General features: G+C 51.2%; 15 protein-coding genes and 1 riboswitch. Of the genes, 11 read left to right on the forward strand and 4 right to left on the reverse strand.

What is annotated here, in order from left to right; all coding sequences use genetic code 11:
* Positions 1–10: 10 nt before the first annotated feature.
* Genes BOO20_RS09105 through mreC form a run of 4 tightly spaced genes read right to left on the reverse strand, consistent with a single transcriptional unit; the run spans position 11 to position 4,762 of the window.
* The gene (locus tag BOO20_RS09105) at positions 11–1,498 is read right to left on the reverse strand and encodes an FAD-binding oxidoreductase (RefSeq protein ID WP_076792213.1); all 1,488 of its coding nucleotides are present in this window, start codon (positions 1,496–1,498) and stop codon (positions 11–13) included.
* Entirely contained in the window at positions 1,495–3,408 is a 1,914-nt protein-coding gene (gene mrdA, locus BOO20_RS09110) for a penicillin-binding protein 2 (RefSeq protein WP_076792215.1), read from the reverse strand. Before mrdA ends, BOO20_RS09105 begins: the two co-directional genes overlap by 4 nt.
* Complete coding sequence (locus BOO20_RS09115) at positions 3,408–3,899, reverse strand: rod shape-determining protein MreD (RefSeq protein WP_076792216.1); 492 nt, start codon at positions 3,897–3,899, stop codon at positions 3,408–3,410. Before BOO20_RS09115 ends, mrdA begins: the two co-directional genes overlap by 1 nt.
* Before the next feature lie 20 nt (positions 3,900–3,919).
* The gene (gene mreC, locus BOO20_RS09120) at positions 3,920–4,762 is read right to left on the reverse strand and encodes a rod shape-determining protein MreC (RefSeq protein ID WP_076792218.1); all 843 of its coding nucleotides are present in this window, start codon (positions 4,760–4,762) and stop codon (positions 3,920–3,922) included.
* A 274-nt stretch (positions 4,763–5,036) separates the two neighbouring features.
* On the opposite strand from mreC, the gene BOO20_RS09125 reads away from it, so the two are divergent.
* The 11 genes from BOO20_RS09125 (at position 5,037) to BOO20_RS09175 (ending at position 17,233) form a co-directional block, all read left to right on the forward strand.
* A complete protein-coding gene (locus BOO20_RS09125) occupies positions 5,037–5,426 on the forward strand; it encodes a co-chaperone GroES family protein (RefSeq protein ID WP_006366408.1) in 390 nt (129 codons plus the stop codon).
* 118 nt (positions 5,427–5,544) lie between these two features.
* A complete protein-coding gene (gene nadA, locus BOO20_RS09130) occupies positions 5,545–6,516 on the forward strand; it encodes a quinolinate synthase NadA (protein ID WP_076792219.1) in 972 nt (323 codons plus the stop codon).
* A gap of 119 nt (positions 6,517–6,635) precedes the next feature.
* Complete coding sequence (locus BOO20_RS09135; protein ID WP_076792221.1) at positions 6,636–7,382, forward strand: hypothetical protein; 747 nt, start codon at positions 6,636–6,638, stop codon at positions 7,380–7,382.
* Positions 7,383–7,393: 11 nt separating this feature from the next.
* Positions 7,394–8,467 carry a pentapeptide repeat-containing protein gene (locus BOO20_RS09140; RefSeq protein WP_076792222.1) on the forward strand — a complete coding sequence of 358 codons (1,074 nt, stop codon included), beginning with the start codon at positions 7,394–7,396 and terminating at the stop codon, positions 8,465–8,467.
* 6 nt (positions 8,468–8,473) lie between these two features.
* Positions 8,474–9,469: a 3-oxoacyl-[acyl-carrier-protein] synthase III C-terminal domain-containing protein gene (locus BOO20_RS09145; RefSeq protein ID WP_076792224.1), complete on the forward strand. Its 996-nt coding sequence runs from the start codon at positions 8,474–8,476 to the stop codon at positions 9,467–9,469.
* 69 nt (positions 9,470–9,538) lie between these two features.
* Positions 9,539–11,005, forward strand: coding sequence for an aminoacyl-histidine dipeptidase (locus BOO20_RS09150; RefSeq protein ID WP_076792236.1), 1,467 nt, complete (start codon positions 9,539–9,541; stop codon positions 11,003–11,005).
* A gap of 225 nt (positions 11,006–11,230) precedes the next feature.
* Positions 11,231–11,497: a phage tail protein gene (locus BOO20_RS09155; RefSeq protein ID WP_076792225.1), complete on the forward strand. Its 267-nt coding sequence runs from the start codon at positions 11,231–11,233 to the stop codon at positions 11,495–11,497.
* Between the two features lie 153 nt (positions 11,498–11,650).
* A riboswitch (cobalamin riboswitch) is annotated at positions 11,651–11,929 on the forward strand.
* Positions 11,930–12,160: 231 nt separating this feature from the next.
* Positions 12,161–15,601: a vitamin B12-dependent ribonucleotide reductase gene (locus BOO20_RS09160; RefSeq protein ID WP_076792227.1), complete on the forward strand. Its 3,441-nt coding sequence runs from the start codon at positions 12,161–12,163 to the stop codon at positions 15,599–15,601.
* Positions 15,602–15,866: 265 nt separating this feature from the next.
* Positions 15,867–16,379, forward strand: coding sequence for a DUF6398 domain-containing protein (locus tag BOO20_RS09165; protein ID WP_076792228.1), 513 nt, complete (start codon positions 15,867–15,869; stop codon positions 16,377–16,379).
* Between the two features lie 11 nt (positions 16,380–16,390).
* On the forward strand, positions 16,391–16,831 hold the full coding sequence (locus BOO20_RS09170) for a hypothetical protein (protein ID WP_076792230.1): 441 nt from the start codon (positions 16,391–16,393) through the stop codon (positions 16,829–16,831).
* Positions 16,832–16,864: 33 nt separating this feature from the next.
* The gene (locus BOO20_RS09175; protein ID WP_076792231.1) at positions 16,865–17,233 is read left to right on the forward strand and encodes a calcium-binding protein; all 369 of its coding nucleotides are present in this window, start codon (positions 16,865–16,867) and stop codon (positions 17,231–17,233) included.
* Positions 17,234–17,308: the final 75 nt, after the last annotated feature.

Below are 17,308 nucleotides of genomic sequence, written 5' to 3' on the forward strand. Positions count from 1 at the left end.
GTGCGGGAGTTCAATGGTTTTCAGTTTCCAAACAGGCTGCCGGAATAATATTGCCGATGTTGAGGATCAGGTCGGGATCCAGGCTCTTTTTTACCCGCACCATCTCCATTATTCCCCGCTCCTGATAGAGCCCGACAAGATACTCTGCCTTGAGCTTGCCGATGCCGTGTTCGGCCGAGAGTGTTCCGCCAAGAGCAAGTGCCTTTTCAACAAGTTTCCGGTAGAGCGACTTGGCCAGAAGAAACTCCTCCCTGTTTCTCGGCAGGATGTTCAGGTGCAGGTGTTCGTTGCCTATGTGGCCGAAAAGAATATAGACAAAGCCCTCCTGTTCGCAAGAGTTCCGGTAAAAATCAAAGAGTTCACGGAACCGATCGCCGGGCACGGCCATGTCGGTGCTGATTTTGCTCTCTTTCTGCCGGCTCAGCCAATCATTGACAAGGAGCGGGAGGGTGTGGCGAAACTCCCGCAGTCTGGACTGTTCTTCACGGTCAAGCGCTACCCAGGAGTTGTCGGTCAAGGCATTGCATGATTCCATGAGCGTGAAGAGGGTGTCAAGAGCAGCTTCATCGCTTTCCGGAGTTGTTTCCAGTTCGATGAAAATTGCCCCTTCGCTCTCCCGGGGCAGATCGGGATATTTTTGGGCGAGCAAGCCAAGGGAGTTTTTGTCGAAAAATTCAATGGCTCTCGGTGAAATACCGTTTTCCGGCTCTTTGAGGAGTTTGACAAACCCGAAGAGATCGTCAATTGTGCCGAAATGGATCAGTGATGAGATAAGGGAGGCCGGTCGGGGAATGAGCATGAGGTCGGCTTCAGCGATGACTCCGAGTGTTCCTTCCGAACCGATGAAGAGATCGATGAGATCCATGCCCTCCTTTGAAAAGTAGCCGGCATTGTGCTTTGATGTTGCCGGCATGCGGTAGTCCGGCCTTTGCAGTGTGACTGCTCCCGAGTGCGGCAGTGTGAAATGGAAGGTGCCCTGTTTGTCCGCCTTGCAGCTGCCGCGGGAAAGATCAAGCCGGTCACCCCCTGGCAGTATGATGAGAATTCTTGCAATATGCTCACGGGTCGATCCGTATTTGAAGCTTCTTGCTCCTGAAGAGTTATTGGCTATGGTGCTTCCGATAAAACAGAGTTTTTCGGTAGGGTCCGGCGGATAAAACCATCCGCTCTGTTCGGCTTTTATCTGGATATTTTCAAGCAGCGCACCTGCCTGCACGGTCATGATTGCATGCTTTTCGGAGAGTACTGCCGGCTCATCGATCCGGTCGAGTTTCTGCATGGAGATGACGTAATCTCCCATCGGGATTCTGCCGCCGGTCGTTCCGGTTCCGTTTCCGGCAATGGTAAAGCGGCGGGGTTCTGCACCATCCCTTTTCAGGAGGCCGGCAAGTTCATCAACGGTTTCCGGGAAAAAAACTCCCGGAGTATGGCCGGTTTTCAGGTTGCTTGTATCCTCAAGAAAGCCCTGTATGGAGGCCTGGTCATGCTTGTAGATCATTCTGCTGGTAGAACGTCATTGTTTTTTTTACTGCTCTCCGCTGCTGGCGGCGGGGTTTCATTCGTTACCGTATTGTCGGACGGAACATCCGGCAGGGTTTCGCTGGTGCTGTCCGGCTCTGCTTTGGGCGCTCCGGGGAGTGCAGACACCGGAGGCTTTTCGCCCTTGATATAATATTTTATCAGTTCACGGGCAATCGGGGCGGAAATGGTGCCTCCGAAACCTGCATTTTCAACCAGAACCGCCATGGCAATTTTTGGATTATCGACCGGTGCATAGGCGATAAACCATGCATGATCCTGTCCGTGGGGGTTCTGTGCGGTACCGGTTTTTCCGGCAATCTCCACGCCGGGGACTTTCGCCAGCGTTCCGGTTCCTCGAAGCACGACACCCTTCATGCCGTCCCTGATAATGCCGTAGGTTTCAGCCGTTACCGGCAACTGCTGTTTGGCGAAGGTGAAGGGGATATATCTGCCGGTTGCCGTATCACGGTAACCATTTACAATATGGGGCTGAAAGAGGGTTCCGTTGTTGGCAAGTGCTGCCGCATAGGCTGCAAGCTGTACCGGGGTTGTGCCGAGCTCACCCTGGCCGATGGCAAGGCTGACCATATACCCTTTTGTCCAGCGATTTTTTCCGTAGCGGTTGTTATAATATTCGATTGACGGCAGAAGACCTGCCCGTTCGCCCGGAAGGTCAATGCCCGTTTTCGTACCGAAACCGAACATACTGCCATATTTGGTCCAGTTATCAAGCCCGACCTTGAAAATCAGGTTGTAAAAATAGACATTGGAGGAGACGGTTATGGCTTCACGCATATCTACCACACCGTGCCCCTTCCCTTCATTGCTGAGAAAGCGCCTCCCCCCATAGATGAAGACACCGCTGTCAAGTATTTTTGTAGCCGGATCCATTCTCTTCTCTTCAAGCGCAGCCATGGCCAGAATCATCTTGTAGATGGAGCCGGGAGGATAGACGGCCTGAACTGTCCGGTTAAAGAGCGGTTTCTGGGGAGATGACAAGATATCGCTCCATCCTTTGCTGTCGGTCGAGCCATTGAAAATATTCAGGCTGTAGTCCGGAGCACTGGCAAGAGCAAGAATTCCTCCTGTAGAGGGGTCTATGGCAACAACTGCACCGGATCTTCCGGTTTTTCTCAGCAGTTGTTCGGCAAGTTGCTGAAGGCCGCCATCGATTGAGAGATAGAGGTCATCACCCCTGACAGCGGCTATGTCGCTGTTGCCGTAGTTGTATTTACCGGCAAATTTTCCGAGAGGAGTGATCATTTCAAACCGGGCGCCCTTCTGACCCCTCAGACGTTCTTCATAATATTTTTCCAGTCCGCTGAATCCGATTTTGTCATCCGGGGTGTATCCCTGCTCAGCGAACTCCTCAAGTTTTGCTTTTGAGATGGCACGCAGATAACCGAAAAGATGGGAGCCGTTGAGAGAGTCGGAGTACTTTCGTTTATTGTCGGTTTCAATCAGCACTCCGGGCAGCTGCCAGAGGTTTTCGCTCAGTCGAGCTACGTCAACACCGTCAAGGTTACGGCTGACCGTTACGGTCGAAAAACGGTTGAACTCATATCCCTTACTGATTTTATCAGCCAGTTCGGATTTCTCTATTTTCAAGAGCCAAGCAAGGTAGCCGGTGCGCTCTTTTTTGAATTCAGAAGGAATGACCTTGACGGTGTAGAGCGGCTGATTATCGACAAGAACGACTCCCTTTTTGTCGATCATGCGTCCTCTTGGCGGCTGAACCCAGACCCTTCGGATACTGTTTGTTGTCGAAATTGAGCCGAGCTGCTGATAATTAAGTACCTGTATGTAGAAGAGCCGGGCAAAAAGAACGGAGAAAACAGCTACGACAAAGAGTGATACCTGTGTAGTGCTTCGCTGAATTTTATCCATCAGTCTGAAAAGGTTTTTCTCATTAACAGCCGCTTTGCGATAAAGGCAAGGATGAGGGTGAGGAGTGATTCAAGCAAGCCGAGAACCAGAATACGGTAAAGGGGTGAAAGTCCGAGAGGGTTGTAACCTGCGGCGAATACAGCATTGGCAAGGAAGCTGGCCGTCAGGAGTGCGCTGTACATGCGTTTGGTTTTTTGTTTTGATGTTGCATGACTGTTTTCAGGGATATTGAAAAACCCGGCAATAAAACCCTCTACCGTTCTTGCAAGCATCGACAGACCCATGTTTCCTGACATAAGTCCGGCTATAACTCCCGCAGCAAACCCGAAACTGGTACCCGCTCTCTGGCCGATTGTTACAGCAATGAAGGCAAGAAAGAGCGAAATGGCATCGGGCGATACATCAAAAATGGTGAGATGGGAGAGGCCGAACACCTGCAGGAGTGAGACAATGCAGAGGAGCACGATATAGAAAGGGATTTTTGTTGCCACAATAAATAAGGTCTGAAAAATTAAGGGAGAGGCTCTTCAGTTGTATTGTTGCTGGTCATGACAGCTTTTTCCGGCTCGATTATCAGCGGAGCAACAAGAACCTGATTCAGTGATGAAAAATCAACGGCAAGCCGGACATCTACGGTGTAGAAGAGTTTATCGGGAGTGATACGCACTACCCGGCCAACAGGAATTCCTCTGGCCGAAAATGTACTGAAGTCAGAGGTGACAATCTCCTCATTTACCTTGAGGCTGCTGCTGATAGGGACATGTTCCATCTGGGCGACGAACTCCCTTCCTCCGCTCCATGAGAGGACGCCGATGCTTCCGCTTTTATCGGAAACAACGCAGACCTTGAAATCAGTGTGGATCACAGGCATTACCCTTGCATAGTTCTCCGAGACGGTCGTCACTCTACCAACCAGACCCTGTGGAGTAAGTACCGTCATATCCTTTCTGATTCCTTTTTTCCATCCGGCATCGATCAGGAGCATGTTCTCCCGATCACTGAACCTTCGGCTTACCACCCGGGCCATGATGAAGCTGGAGGCATTGAGTGTGCTGTCTGCCGTAATTTTCCGGCTGTTTCTCTCATCCGTTACAGCCGCATCAAGGTTGATCACTCTTGCAAGAAGATCGGTGTTTACCTGCATCAACCGGTCGTTTTCCTGTTTCAGGTTCAGGAGGTAGCTATAGCTCAAAAGTTTGTCGGTTATGAAAGCGCTGAACTCAATGCCCCCGGTTCTTACTCTGGTAATCGTATCATCATTCTGGAGCTTTATGAAAAAAATCGAGATTGCACAATAGAGTGCAAAGAGCAGCCAGGTATTGTGCCGGCTAAATACATTGAAAAACTTCCGCACGTTCGAGTTTCCGGTTATATATAGGAGAGCTGCTGTGTTGAGATTATGAGCGCAGAGGTTTGGCAGCGCCTGGCCTCATGGATACGGTAACGGTTTTCTTCAGGTGTTCCGATTTGACCTTATAATCGGGATTCCGGCAGCTTTGCTGCCTGTTTTTTAATGCCTCTTTATCAAACTATGGAACCAAAGGCTCAGGATTTGCCTGACACTTATTTTTTATTACATTTTCCTCATCAACCGCATGGTGCTGCGGTAAACAGGTCAAGAGAAACATATGACTCAAAATGTGAATATAACAGATAAATTTGTTGTTGTCGGCGATAGAGTATTAATCAAACCAAAATCTCTTGATGACAGGACCAAGTCCGGTATCTATCTTCCTCCCGGAGTCCAGGAAAAAGAGAAAATCCAGAGCGGTTATGTTATAAAAACAGGGCCGGGCTATCCGATAGGTCCCCCTCCGGAGTCTGACGAACCATGGAAAGAGAGGGTAACGGCAGCGCAGTATATTCCGCTTCAGGCAAAAGTCGGTGATCTGGCTATTTTTATCCAGAACAGCTCCTATGAGATCGAGTATGAAGAGGAGCGTTACATCATTGTTCCCAACTCCGCCATACTGCTTCTGATCAGGGAGGATGATGATCTTGACTATTATCTCAAATGATCCGTAAATTTCCTGATGCCGTGCCGGAATTCTGCAAGATGTAATAATTTTACCCATCAGTTTTTTTCTGCTTCCTCAATACCGTACCCCGAGGTTCGCAACCGATTGTAATCATACTATGACCAGAGATTTTGTTTCCGCCGGTGCTGTTGACGGCACCCTTTTGCATGAAGAGCTTTTTCAGCGGATCAGTGTGCTGAAAAAAGAGATGAATGCCCTGATTCTTGCGCACTACTATACGGTTCCCGAAGTGCAGCAGGTCGCGGATATTGTCGGCGACAGCCTCGCTCTGGCCCGTGCGGCTGAAAAAAACAGTGCGGATGTGATTGTTTTTGCCGGGGTCTATTTTATGGCGGAAACTGCCAAACTGCTTAATCCGGGAAAACTGGTTCTGATGCCTGACTCCCATGCAGGGTGCCCACTGGCAGACAGTTGTCCGCCCGTTGAGTTCAGGAAATTCAAGCAGTTGCATCCGGAGGCCCTGGTTATCACCTATATCAATTCGACCGCCGAAATCAAGGCGCTGTCGGATATTACCTGTACCTCTTCAAATGCAGAGCATATCATCCGGCAGATTCCCGCAGAGCAGCCGATAATTTTTGCCCCTGACAAAAATCTTGGAGGCTATCTGGCCCGCAAACTTCACAGGGAGATGTTTATCTGGCAGGGGTGCTGTTATGTGCACGATGCCTTTACCGAGCCCTATATTCTCCAGGCATGCCGGGAGCATCCGGATGCGGAGTTGATTGCCCATCCCGAATGCCGCGAAGAGGTGCTACGCCATGCCTCCTTTATCGGTTCCACACAGGCTCTTCTGCTGCATACGGAGTCAAGTTCAGCTCAAAGCTTTATTGTTGCGACCGAACCGGGAATTCTCTATGAAATGCAGAAGCGTTCTCCGGGGAAAATTTTTATTCCGGCCCCCAAGGATCGCAATAATCCCCATAGTCTCTGTACGCAGATGAAGCAGAATACCCTTCAGAAGCTCTATGAGTGCATGCAGAACCGGTCGCCTGAAATCAGCGTGCCCGAAATGCTTCAGAGTGCAGCCCTGAAGCCTATCCGGCGTATGCTCGATATGTCGGCATGAAGCTCTGTTGACGCCGGTATTCCTGAGTTCGCTTTTTGTCTGAATGTGTGTACCTTGATTTGACACCGTCAACTCACAGGCGCTTCTGATCATTACCCTCAACATACGGGGAGCCAGGTATGAACATAAAAGTCAAGCGAACGGTTGAGCTGTTTTTTACGGCTCTTCTTCTGCTTTTACATCCATTGCAGACATACGGATGGCATGATAAAACCCATCTTGCGATTGCCCGCGCGGCAGGATTTGATCGATGGTACAGTGCTGCGGCACCTGATGTTGTCAAGTCGAGGGAGGCATTCAGAAAGATAGAGGAGAAAAACCACTATTTCAATAACAACGGGGCGGTACCGGTCAGTGAGGTGATGGTTATGGAGCAGCTTCAGCGCTTCAATGACCCCGATGACCAGGAGGGCCATCTTTATGGCGCTATCATCGGCTCACTGCGTGATTTTCGCGATCTGAACGCGACCGGGAAATATGCCGATTATCCCCTTGTATTTGCTGCTCACTACATCGCCGACCTCTCCATGCCGCTGCATAATAGCGCTTATGACGCTTTCAACAGGGAGCGGCATTCGAAAAACGACGGCATTATTGAAGGTGAGGCCCTGAAAAGTATCGGCTATATCCGGCGAAGTATCTACAGGATAAGGCTTGCAAGTGAAGCTGACCTTGCCCGTGAAGTTGCCCGTGTTGCAGAAATTTCCCGCAAGCTTGGCAACCGGATGCGTATGGACAACAGGGATATGAGCCGTCCGGAAGCTCTTGAGCAGGCGGTACACAGTGCATCGCTTTTCAGGGCGATTCTTCTCTATGTGGGTAAACCGCCGGAAGGGGAGATAACCGATAATGGTAACATGAAATAATAGAAGCAGTTATGATAAAGCCGGAACATCTGGTTATTCTTGAAAAAGGCGTGGAGGTCTGGAACCGGTGGCGTCAGGAAAATCCGGAGGTTACGCCGGACCTTGAAGGTGCAGCTCTTCAGGGCTGCTCGCTCGGAGAGGTTAACCTGAGTGGCGCGAGGCTTCAGCATGCTCTGCTCAAGAACGCTGACCTCACCGGTGCAGATCTCAGTGGAGCTGACTTGCGGGGAGCGGAGCTGAGCGGTGCGAATCTCTCTCGATCCAATCTCAGTAAAAGTACCATTGATACCGCCACCAGTTACACGGCGCTCAAGGGGTGCAGTATCGGTGTCAACGGTTTCTATTCACCCGAAACCGATTCGGCAGCTCTCATGCGCATTGATCCTCCGGGAAACTCCATGCAGGGTGCCAATGTCGAAGCGGTTATCGAGAGTCTCAAGCATGCCCGGAAGCTGCATACCTTTTCACTGGTACTTGCCGGTATTGCACTGCTCTTTATTGTCATCAAACCGACATCAATCACCCTTCCCTATCTTTCGGGCTCCTTCAAGTTTGATGCTCTGACCTATGCTTTTCTTGCCACGGTTCTCTCCTCGGGGCTGCTGAGTCTTGTGGCGATCTTTATTGATTCGGCCCTTCAGGGGGCGCGTTATCTCAATGACCGGAGCGCCGCTATGACCGTTGGCCATTTTCCCTGGCTGCTCTCAAAATACGAGCACGACCCTCCGCTTGAGCGGCAGTCGCGTATCATGCGTCTTTTTCTCTGCTTTCATCCGGTACTCTATCTCTACTTTTTTGTTCGATGGAGCGCCCTGTTCATCGGTGACTGGGACGGTTTTATACTCTACTACCAGGAGTTGCCTTTTTTTCTTGCAGAGCTGCTGCTGCCGCTTCTCTATTTCCAGCTCATCAGAAGCTGCTTCCGGATTTTCAGACTCTCCGAAGGGTTCCAGAAGCCGATTCTCTTCGATACGGTAACGGAGCGGGAGCGGCGAAGCGACATGGAGCATCTTATTGCCGCTGTTGAAAAACAGGCGTCAAGAACTACGGAGCTGGTTGAACTCATGCGCAAAAGAGAAGGGTAAAGTGAGATGAACGTAAATCTTCCGCTCAGAATCATTGGCGTTGGCCGTTATCTCCCTCAGCGTGTTGTCGAGAGCTCCGAACTTGAAGCGATCTGCCGGCTCCCTGCCGGCTGGGTGGAGCGGCGTAACGGCGTGCGCCAGCGACGCTGGATCAGCACGGAGACCTCATCATTCATGGCCGCTGAGGCAGCGCGTGAAGCTCTCAAAGAGGCGAATCTTGAGCCTGACCGGCTCAACCTTATCATCAATGCCTCGGGAACGGCTGAGCAGGCTATTCCTGACATGGGCGCACTGCTCCAGCGTCAACTCGGTCTGGGAAGTTCCGGCATACCTTCCATGACGGTGCACAATACCTGCCTGAGCTTTCTTGCAGCAATGGATGTCGCTGCAAACTATCTTGCTGCCGGACGCTATACCAATATCCTGATTGCCAGTTCCGATATCTCCTCCTGCGGTATCAACATCAGGGAGCCCGAGTCGGCAACCCTTGTCGGGGATGCGGCGGCGGCTGTTGTTGTGACCCGTTCAGGCGAGAGGGAGGAGTCGCTAATGCATCATGCACATTTTCGAACATGGGGAGATGGCGCCTACCTGACCACCATTATGGGCGGGGGTTCGGCCCTTCATCCCTCCAAACCTGGCCATAACCCCGATAACGATCTCTTCCATATGGATGGCTCCGCCGTACTCCGCATGGTACGCCGTCTTGATGAAGCCTTTCTTGAAGAGCTCTATCCGGGACTTTCGAAAAGCCTGCTCGATATTGACGTTGTTGTGCCCCATCAGGCCAGCAAAGTCGGCCTTCACATGCTTCGTCGCTTCGGCTGGCCGGAAGAGAAGATCATGCAGACGCTTGAGTTGCTCGGCAACTGTGTTGCCGCTTCCATTCCCGCCACCCTCTACCAGTCAGTTCGTGATGGCTCTCTCAAACGGGGCGATAAACTGCTGATGGTCGGCACCGGCGCGGGTTTGTCGATAGGGGGGATGGTTTTAACATACTGACCCGATTTTGGTAAGGGCGAAAAATCTTTCGCCCCTACATTGGCCCGGTCCAAACACAAATAGATGTTTATGAACAACGATATTTCAGCGCTGAGCCCCGGTGAGGTGTGGGGGAATTTTTATCGTCTGACCAGGGTTCCCCGGCCTTCGGGCCATGAGGAGAAGATCCGGGAGTTCATGATGGCATTCGGGCGCAACCTCGGCCTTGAGAGTATTGTGGATGAAGCCGACAATGTCATTATCCGCAAACCGGCCACGGCGGGTATGGAGAATCGGCAGGGGGTGATTTTGCAGGCGCATCTGGATATGGTGCCGCAGAAGAACACCGGCAAGATCCATGATTTTACAACAGACCCGATTGAGACTATTGTGGATGGAGAGTGGGTGCGGGCAAATGGCACCACGCTTGGGGCCGATAATGGCCTTGGTGTTGCAGCAGCGATGGCGGTGCTGGCATCCACCGGGTTGCAGCATGGCCCGATTGAAGCGCTCTTTACCAGCAATGAGGAGGCGGGGATGAGCGGGGCAATGGGTTTGAAACCCGGAGTGCTGAAGGGTGAAATTCTTATGAACCTTGATTCGGAGGATGAGGGGGAGCTCTTTATCGGCTGCGCAGGTGGCGTCAACGTAACCTCAACCTTCAGTTACAGTGAACACGCTCTGTCGGATAACTACCGGGGGTTCAGGATCAGCGTAACCGGCTTGATGGGCGGCCACAGCGGTCTGGATATTCATCTGGGCCGCGGCAATGCCAACAAGATCATGAACCGTATTCTCTATGAAGGCTATATCGGGTATGGTTTGCAGCTTGCTTCAATAGACGGGGGAAGCCTTCGCAATGCCATCCCTCGTGAATCCTTTGCCCTTGCTGCTCTTCCCGAAGCAATGGCGGATGCCTTTCTCGACCGAATCTCTCTCTTGTCCGGTACCATACAGGATGAATTGCGTGCGGTTGAACCAACCCTGAAGATTGATGCGGTTTCTGCCGGGCTTCCCGAAACCGTTATCGATCCCGCAGTGTGTGTCAGATTGATGAAGGCTATTTATGCCTGTCCGAATGGAGTGATGCGCATGAGCAGTGAGATGGAGGGTCTTGTTGAGACGTCCAATAATCTTGCCATGGTGAAATCAGCCAATAGTACCATTACCGTTGACTCGCTCCTCAGAAGTTCGGTTGATTCGGCGAAAGTCGATTCTGAGTTCATGATTACGGCTCTTTTTGATCTTGCAGGGGCGGGTTCGGTGGTTGACGGGGGATATCCCGGGTGGAAGCCGAACCCTGAGTCGCTGATTCTGAAGATCATGCAGGATGTATTTCAGAGAAAATTCGGGAAGATTCCTGTGACGAGTGCGGTTCATGCTGGTCTTGAGTGCGGTATTATAGGCGGCGCATACCCTGCACTTGATATGATCTCTTTTGGTCCCACCATTCGCTACCCGCACTCTCCGGATGAGAAGGTGCATATTCCCTCTGTCGGAAAATTCTGGGATCTGCTTGTTGCTGTCCTGAGTACTATTCCGTTTAAAAATTTGTAATTTATGGGAGCGTATCCCCGATTTTTAATCGTACTCATTTTTTGTCATCTCGACGTCAGGGAGAGATCTCTTACATCCTTCGCAGCACTCGGGAGCTCGATATGACAAGGAGAGAGTCAGCATACACCGGAGTTCGGAGTAACAACGGAAGGAGTGCTTTGTCGGAGGGTTTTTGTTGAAAAAATAAAGCAGTCTATCAGTCAAAAAACAAAAAGGAGTGTGGGTATGGATGAAATGCTTGCGATTGTAAAATTGTTTGCCGGTAATTTTGCTCCGGTAGGTTTTCTTGATTGCAGTGGGCAATCTCTACCGATTCAGCAGTATCAGGCAGTATATAGTTTGCTTGGAAACAATTTTGGTGGTGACGGTGTCCATACCTTCAATTTGCCCGATTTACGACCAACTGACGGGAATGGTAACAAACGGCCATGGAATCCCGGTGAACTTCGCTCTATAATTTGCATGAACGGGATCTATCCGGCTCGCCCGTAATCCCAAGCGTTTCATCATTGCTGTCACCCTTTGTTGAAGCGCGGCATAGTCATGCCCACAATCCAAAACGTTTTTTTATTATGGGATTGTGGGCAAAACATGAAAATTCCCCTCTTTTGCTGTTGAAAGCGAGGGGAAAAAACAGTACACTGTTATCAGTTCTTTTTTTCTGGTGCCGGACTTGAAAAGGTCCGGATAATAGGGAAGTACGTGAGATTCGTACACTGTACCCGCAACTGAAAAACGGTACGCTGGAGAGGGAAGGCAAACAACCCGGTTTGTTCATTTTCTGTTCAGCAGGATCAGGCCACGTCGTTATCCGAGATGTTACCACCGGAGAGACGGGGGAAGGCTTTTTCCACATTGAACGCCTGTTGAAAGGGCAGAAAACCGTTGAAAGTCAGGAGACCTGCCGGAAAGACATTGCCATTTGACTTCGGGATAAAAGTCAGGCACTGCATCTTGCATTTTTTCACTGGAAAGAAGGGAAAAAAATCAGAGAAATCGAGTCGGATAGCCATCTTTTTCGATAAATGTTATATTAAACTTTATTGGAAAATCTGACGTCGAGCGAAGAGTTCCATTGAGGGCGGAAATCCGCTAAGTTATAATTATGTATTCGTTTATACAGTCACATATCAATACTGATACTGGAGAATCTCTATGAAAATTTCCCGTCTGTTCACCAGTCCCGGCGAAAATGTTTTCGACAGGTTTGAATACACGACACGCTCTTCGGTTCTGCGGAATCCGGACGGTTCGAAAGTGTTTGAAATGACCGATATCGAGGTGCCGAAACAGTGGTCGCAGGTTGCCGCAGATATTCTTGCACAGAAATATTTTCGCAAAACCGGGGTGCCCCAGCGGGACGAAAAGGGCGAAATTATTCTTGATGCCGAAGGTCATCCTTTGACCGGCAGTGAGCACTCCATCAGGGAGGTTGTTCATCGTCTGGCAGGCTGCTGGAAGGACTGGGGCGAGAAAAACCGCTATTTCGATACACCGGACGATGGACAGACCTTTTATGATGAGGTTGCCTTCATGATTCTCAAACAGATGGGTGCCCCTAATTCGCCGCAGTGGTTCAATACCGGCCTTAATTTCGCCTATGGCACCACCGGACCAGCCCAGGGTCACTACCATGTGGATCCTGAAACGCGTGAGGTGAAGGAGTCCGAGGATGCCTACAGCCGCCCGCAGGCTCACGCCTGTTTTATCCAGTCGGTCAGTGACGATCTGGTCAATGAGGGTGGTATTTTCGATCTGGCGATCCGTGAGGCGAGGGTATTCAAGTTCGGCAGCGGCTCGGGTACCAACTACTCCAATCTTCGCTCAGGTGGCGAAAAACTGAGTGGCGGCGGAAGTTCGTCGGGTCTGATGAGTTTTCTGAAGATTTTTGATTCTGCGGCCGGAGCTATAAAATCAGGCGGCACAACCCGCAGGGCAGCCAAGATGGTTATTGTCGATATCGACCATCCGGATGTGGAGAAATTTATCGAGTGGAAGGCAAAGGAGGAGGACAAGGTTGCCTCGCTCGTGGCCGGATCAAGAATCTGCTCCCGTTTCCTGCAGGCCATTGTTGAAGAGGCTCTTTTGAACGGTTCTGACCGCAAGGAGAATCCGGCACTCAACCGCCTGATCCAGAATGCGCTCAGCAGGGCTGTGCCGATGAGCTATATCATACGGGTGCTTGCCCTTGTTGAACAGGGATTCACGACGCTTGATTTTGACGAGTATAACTCCAATTATGAGTCGGAAGCCTACCAGACGGTTGGTGGCCAGAACTCCAACAATACCGTCAGGGTGACCAACGAGTTCATGAAGGCGGTGGAGAATGATGATATCTGGCAGCTTCGCCAGCGTACAACCGGCAAGAACGTCCGTGCCGTAAAGGCCCGTGACCTCTGGGAGAAAATTTTGCTCAGTGCATGGAAGTGCGCCGATCCGGGCTTGCAGTTTGATACAACCATCAACGAGTGGCACACCTGCCCGGCAAGCGGCCGTATCAATGCGAGCAACCCCTGCTCGGAGTACATGTTCCTTGACGACACAGCCTGCAATCTTGCAAGTCTCAACCTTATCCACTTCATTGATGAAGAGTCGGGCAAGGTGAAGATCCGTGAGCTGCAGCACGCTTCAGCGCTCTGGACTATCGTGCTTGAAATTTCAGTGCTGATGGCTCACTTCCCCTCAAAGGAGATCGCCCGCCTGAGTTACGAGTACAGAACGCTCGGGCTTGGTTTTGCCAATCTCGGTACGGTGTTGATGGTGCTTGGTATTCCCTATGACTCCCCGAAAGCGCTTGCCCTTGCCGGTGCAATTGCATCGGTCATGACAGGCCAGGCCTATGCCACCTCGGCTGAGATGGCGCATGACCTCGGCGCCTTTGCCGGTCACAGTGCCAATGCAAAGGAGATGCTTCGAGTTATCCGCAACCATCGTCGGGCAGCACACAATCTCTCCGAAGAGGAGTATGAAGGTCTTTCGGTCAGCCCTCGCGGTATTGATTCGGAGTACTGCCCGAAGGAGCTCTTCGAGGCTGCCGGAAAGATCTGGGATGAGGCGCTCCAGAAAGGCAAGAAGTATGGTTTCCGAAATGCGCAGGTGAGCGTTATTGCACCTACCGGCACTATCGGTCTGGTGATGGATTGCGATACAACCGGTATCGAACCGGAGTTCGCCATCGTCAAATTCAAGAAACTGGCCGGCGGCGGCTACTTCAAGATTGTCAACCAGTCGGTGCACAAGGCGCTTGAACGGCTCGGTTATACCCCGTCACAGATTGATGATATCGAGCACTACTGCAAGGGACACGGCACGCTTGCCGGTTCGCCCTCCATCAACCGCCAGTGGCTTAAAAGCCGGGGCTTCAGCGATGAGAATATTGACGTTGTCGAGTCGCAACTTGAAACGGTTTTTGATATCCGTTTTGCCTTCAACAAGTGGATTCTTGGTGAGGAGTTCTGCGCTTCGCTCGGTTTCAGCGATGAGCAGCTTAACGATCCCGACTTTGATCTGCTTCAGGCGCTCGGCGCTACGGCGGAGGATGCCGGATTGGCCAATGATTATGTTTGCGGTACCATGACCATCGAAGGGGCTCCGCATCTGAAGCTGGAGCATCTGCCGGTATTTGACTGCGCCAGCCGGTGCGGCAAAAAAGGGCAGCGCTACATCAAGCATATGGCCCATGTGCGCATGATGTCGTCGGTACAGCCCTTTATTTCAGGTGCGATCTCCAAAACGGTCAACATGCCCTCTACCGCCACTACGGCTGAAATCGGTGAGGTCTACACCTCGGCATGGCAGCATATGATCAAGGCTATTACGGTCTACCGCGACGGTTCGAAGCTCTCCCAGCCGCTCAACAGCTCCAGCTATCAGGATCTTGACGAGGTCATCATGCTTGGCACCGAAGAGAGCCTTGACGAGACCAAGGGTCCCAAAGAGGTTCAGGAGCAGATTGTTGAACGGGTCTATCACCGCTCCGAGCGTCGCTATCTGCCGAAGCGCAGAAAGGGGTACATCCGTGAAGCGTACGTCGGCGGTCACAAGGTCTTTCTCAGAACAGGGGAGTATCAGGACGGCTCTCTCGGTGAGGTTTTTATCGACATGTACAAGGAGGGGGCCTCTTTCAAGGGGCTGCTCAACTGCTTTGCCGTGCTTGCCTCCAAGGCATTGCAGTACGGCATGCCGCTTGAAGAGCTGGTGGACAGCTTCACCTTTACCCGGTTTGAACCGGCAGGAGCGGTTCAGGGCCATAATGCCATTAAAAATTCCACCTCCATTCTTGACTATGTTTTCCGTTCAATCGGCTATGACTATCTCGGTCGCAAGGATTTTGTGCATGTCAAGGCGGTTGATGAGGTGCATGAGGGTGAGAGTGAAGGCGTCAGCGGTTCAAACGGTCATGCACCTGTTGCAGAACCGGCTCTTGCCGTTCACAGCAGTTCAGCAGGATCCTCAACCCGCAAAAGCCAGGTCTATCAGGCCAAGGTTCAGGGCTATACCGGCGAGCAGTGTGAAAACTGCGGTTCCATGCGCGTCAAGCAGAACGGGACGTGCAAGGTGTGTGAGGATTGCGGGATGACCACCGGCTGTTCCTGAACCTTACTGTACCTGTTGCGCGGCTCGATTGCTTCGTTGGGCGGTGCTCGAAATCCTCATGTACTCTGTGTACATTCCGGTTTCTGCGCTCCGTCCGTCTCGCTCTCAAGCCGCTCACGACGGTACAGCGAGGTTCATTTCGTTGATCGGGATGATAGTAGAAAGTGGAAAAGCCGGTTTTTTGTCATCCCGATCGTCAGATAGGGATCTGATTAACCCCTCGCCTTGCTCGGGTAAGTTTTGAATGCACCAAGCCATTTTGTCTATGCCAAAGAAACCATCCGAATCAGTTCCTGCCGCTTTGGAACCTGCCTTCTCTGCAATTGTCAATGTGACAGAGCGCGTTTGCAAACAACATCTGAACAGCGATTATGCTGTGCTTGCCCGGCAGTTGGCGGCAACGCTTTCGCGCAAGCGACCATCCCCTATTCTACGGGGAAAACCGGAAATCTGGGCATGCGGTATTCTCTATGCGCTCGGCACGGTCAATTTTCTTTTCGACAAAACGCAATCACCACATATGCGGGCTGATGAGCTTTGCTCAGCATGTGGTGTCAGTAAAAGCAGCGGAGAAAACAAGGCGAAACTGATTCGGGACCTGCTGAACATCTATCCACTTGACCCGAACTGGTGTGTTTCCCGCAATATTGATAACAATCCTTTGGTCTGGACATTGCAGGTCAACGGGTTTATGGTGGATATACGCCAGATGCCGCGTGAGGTTCAGGTTATTGCCTGTGAAAAAGGGTTAATTCCTTATATCCCCGCCGACCAGTGAGCATGTAGAACATGAAAAAAGTTACGGTCGGTTCGTACAGGAAGGACAAATATTACCCGAAAGTCGTGAAAGCCATCACGCACCTGCTCAAAGAGTCGGATGAAATATCGCCCGTGAAAATCATGCTGCAAATGGGGAATCTGTTGCCAAAAGATTATGAAGCATGGATTCGTGGTCAGGTACCATGCCTTGAACGAGTGTTGCACGGGAACCTGTCGAAGGCGAGCCGTATTTTGCGCATTATCGGATTTCATGCGCATGATCTCAACATGATTCCCCACCAGCACGCTTATCGGCAACGCGGCTCAAAACAACGACAGCTTCGTTTCTCGCTTTCCGGCGATTCAGGGGTCGAGATGGCTTATGCCCGGCACTTCCGCTGGAATCAATCGCATGAGAAGAAACAGGCGATGATTGAAAGAATATTGGCAGAACAATCGCAAGAGTTATGAATTATTACGTCAATATTAGCCGCAGAGGTATTTATGATCAGAGTTGAAAAGGATGACATTCGTGAAAATCGCATTGCTTTTGAAGCCATTGTTGATGCCTATGACCAGGAAGAACAGGCAATGGGATGGTACTACTATCTCGATGATAAAATCTCCTGGCCCTTTAAAGCCAACTGCATTACCACAAGAACAAGTTCACCCCTTGAAGAAGGTGAAGAAGTTGATGTTGTCGGGATGAGTTCAGCGGATGAGTGTGAACACGAGATGTTTGTAACAGTCAAGTGGCATGGCCGTGAGTTGGGCGTTCCTTTGGCACAGGTTTCCGTCGTTGAAGCAAATGAAGCGACTCATGAGGCGGTTGAAGATTGGCATTATTGGGTTAATCGGGGGTATGAGTTATAACCGGGTATTGTATAGTTACGTCGCACTCAAACCCTTCCCAAAGCCCCCAACGCCCCCAACGCCCCCAACGCCCCC

The sequence above is a fragment of the Chlorobium sp. KB01 genome (assembly GCF_001975465.1).
Lineage (GTDB): Bacteria > Bacteroidota > Chlorobiia > Chlorobiales > Chlorobiaceae > Chlorobium.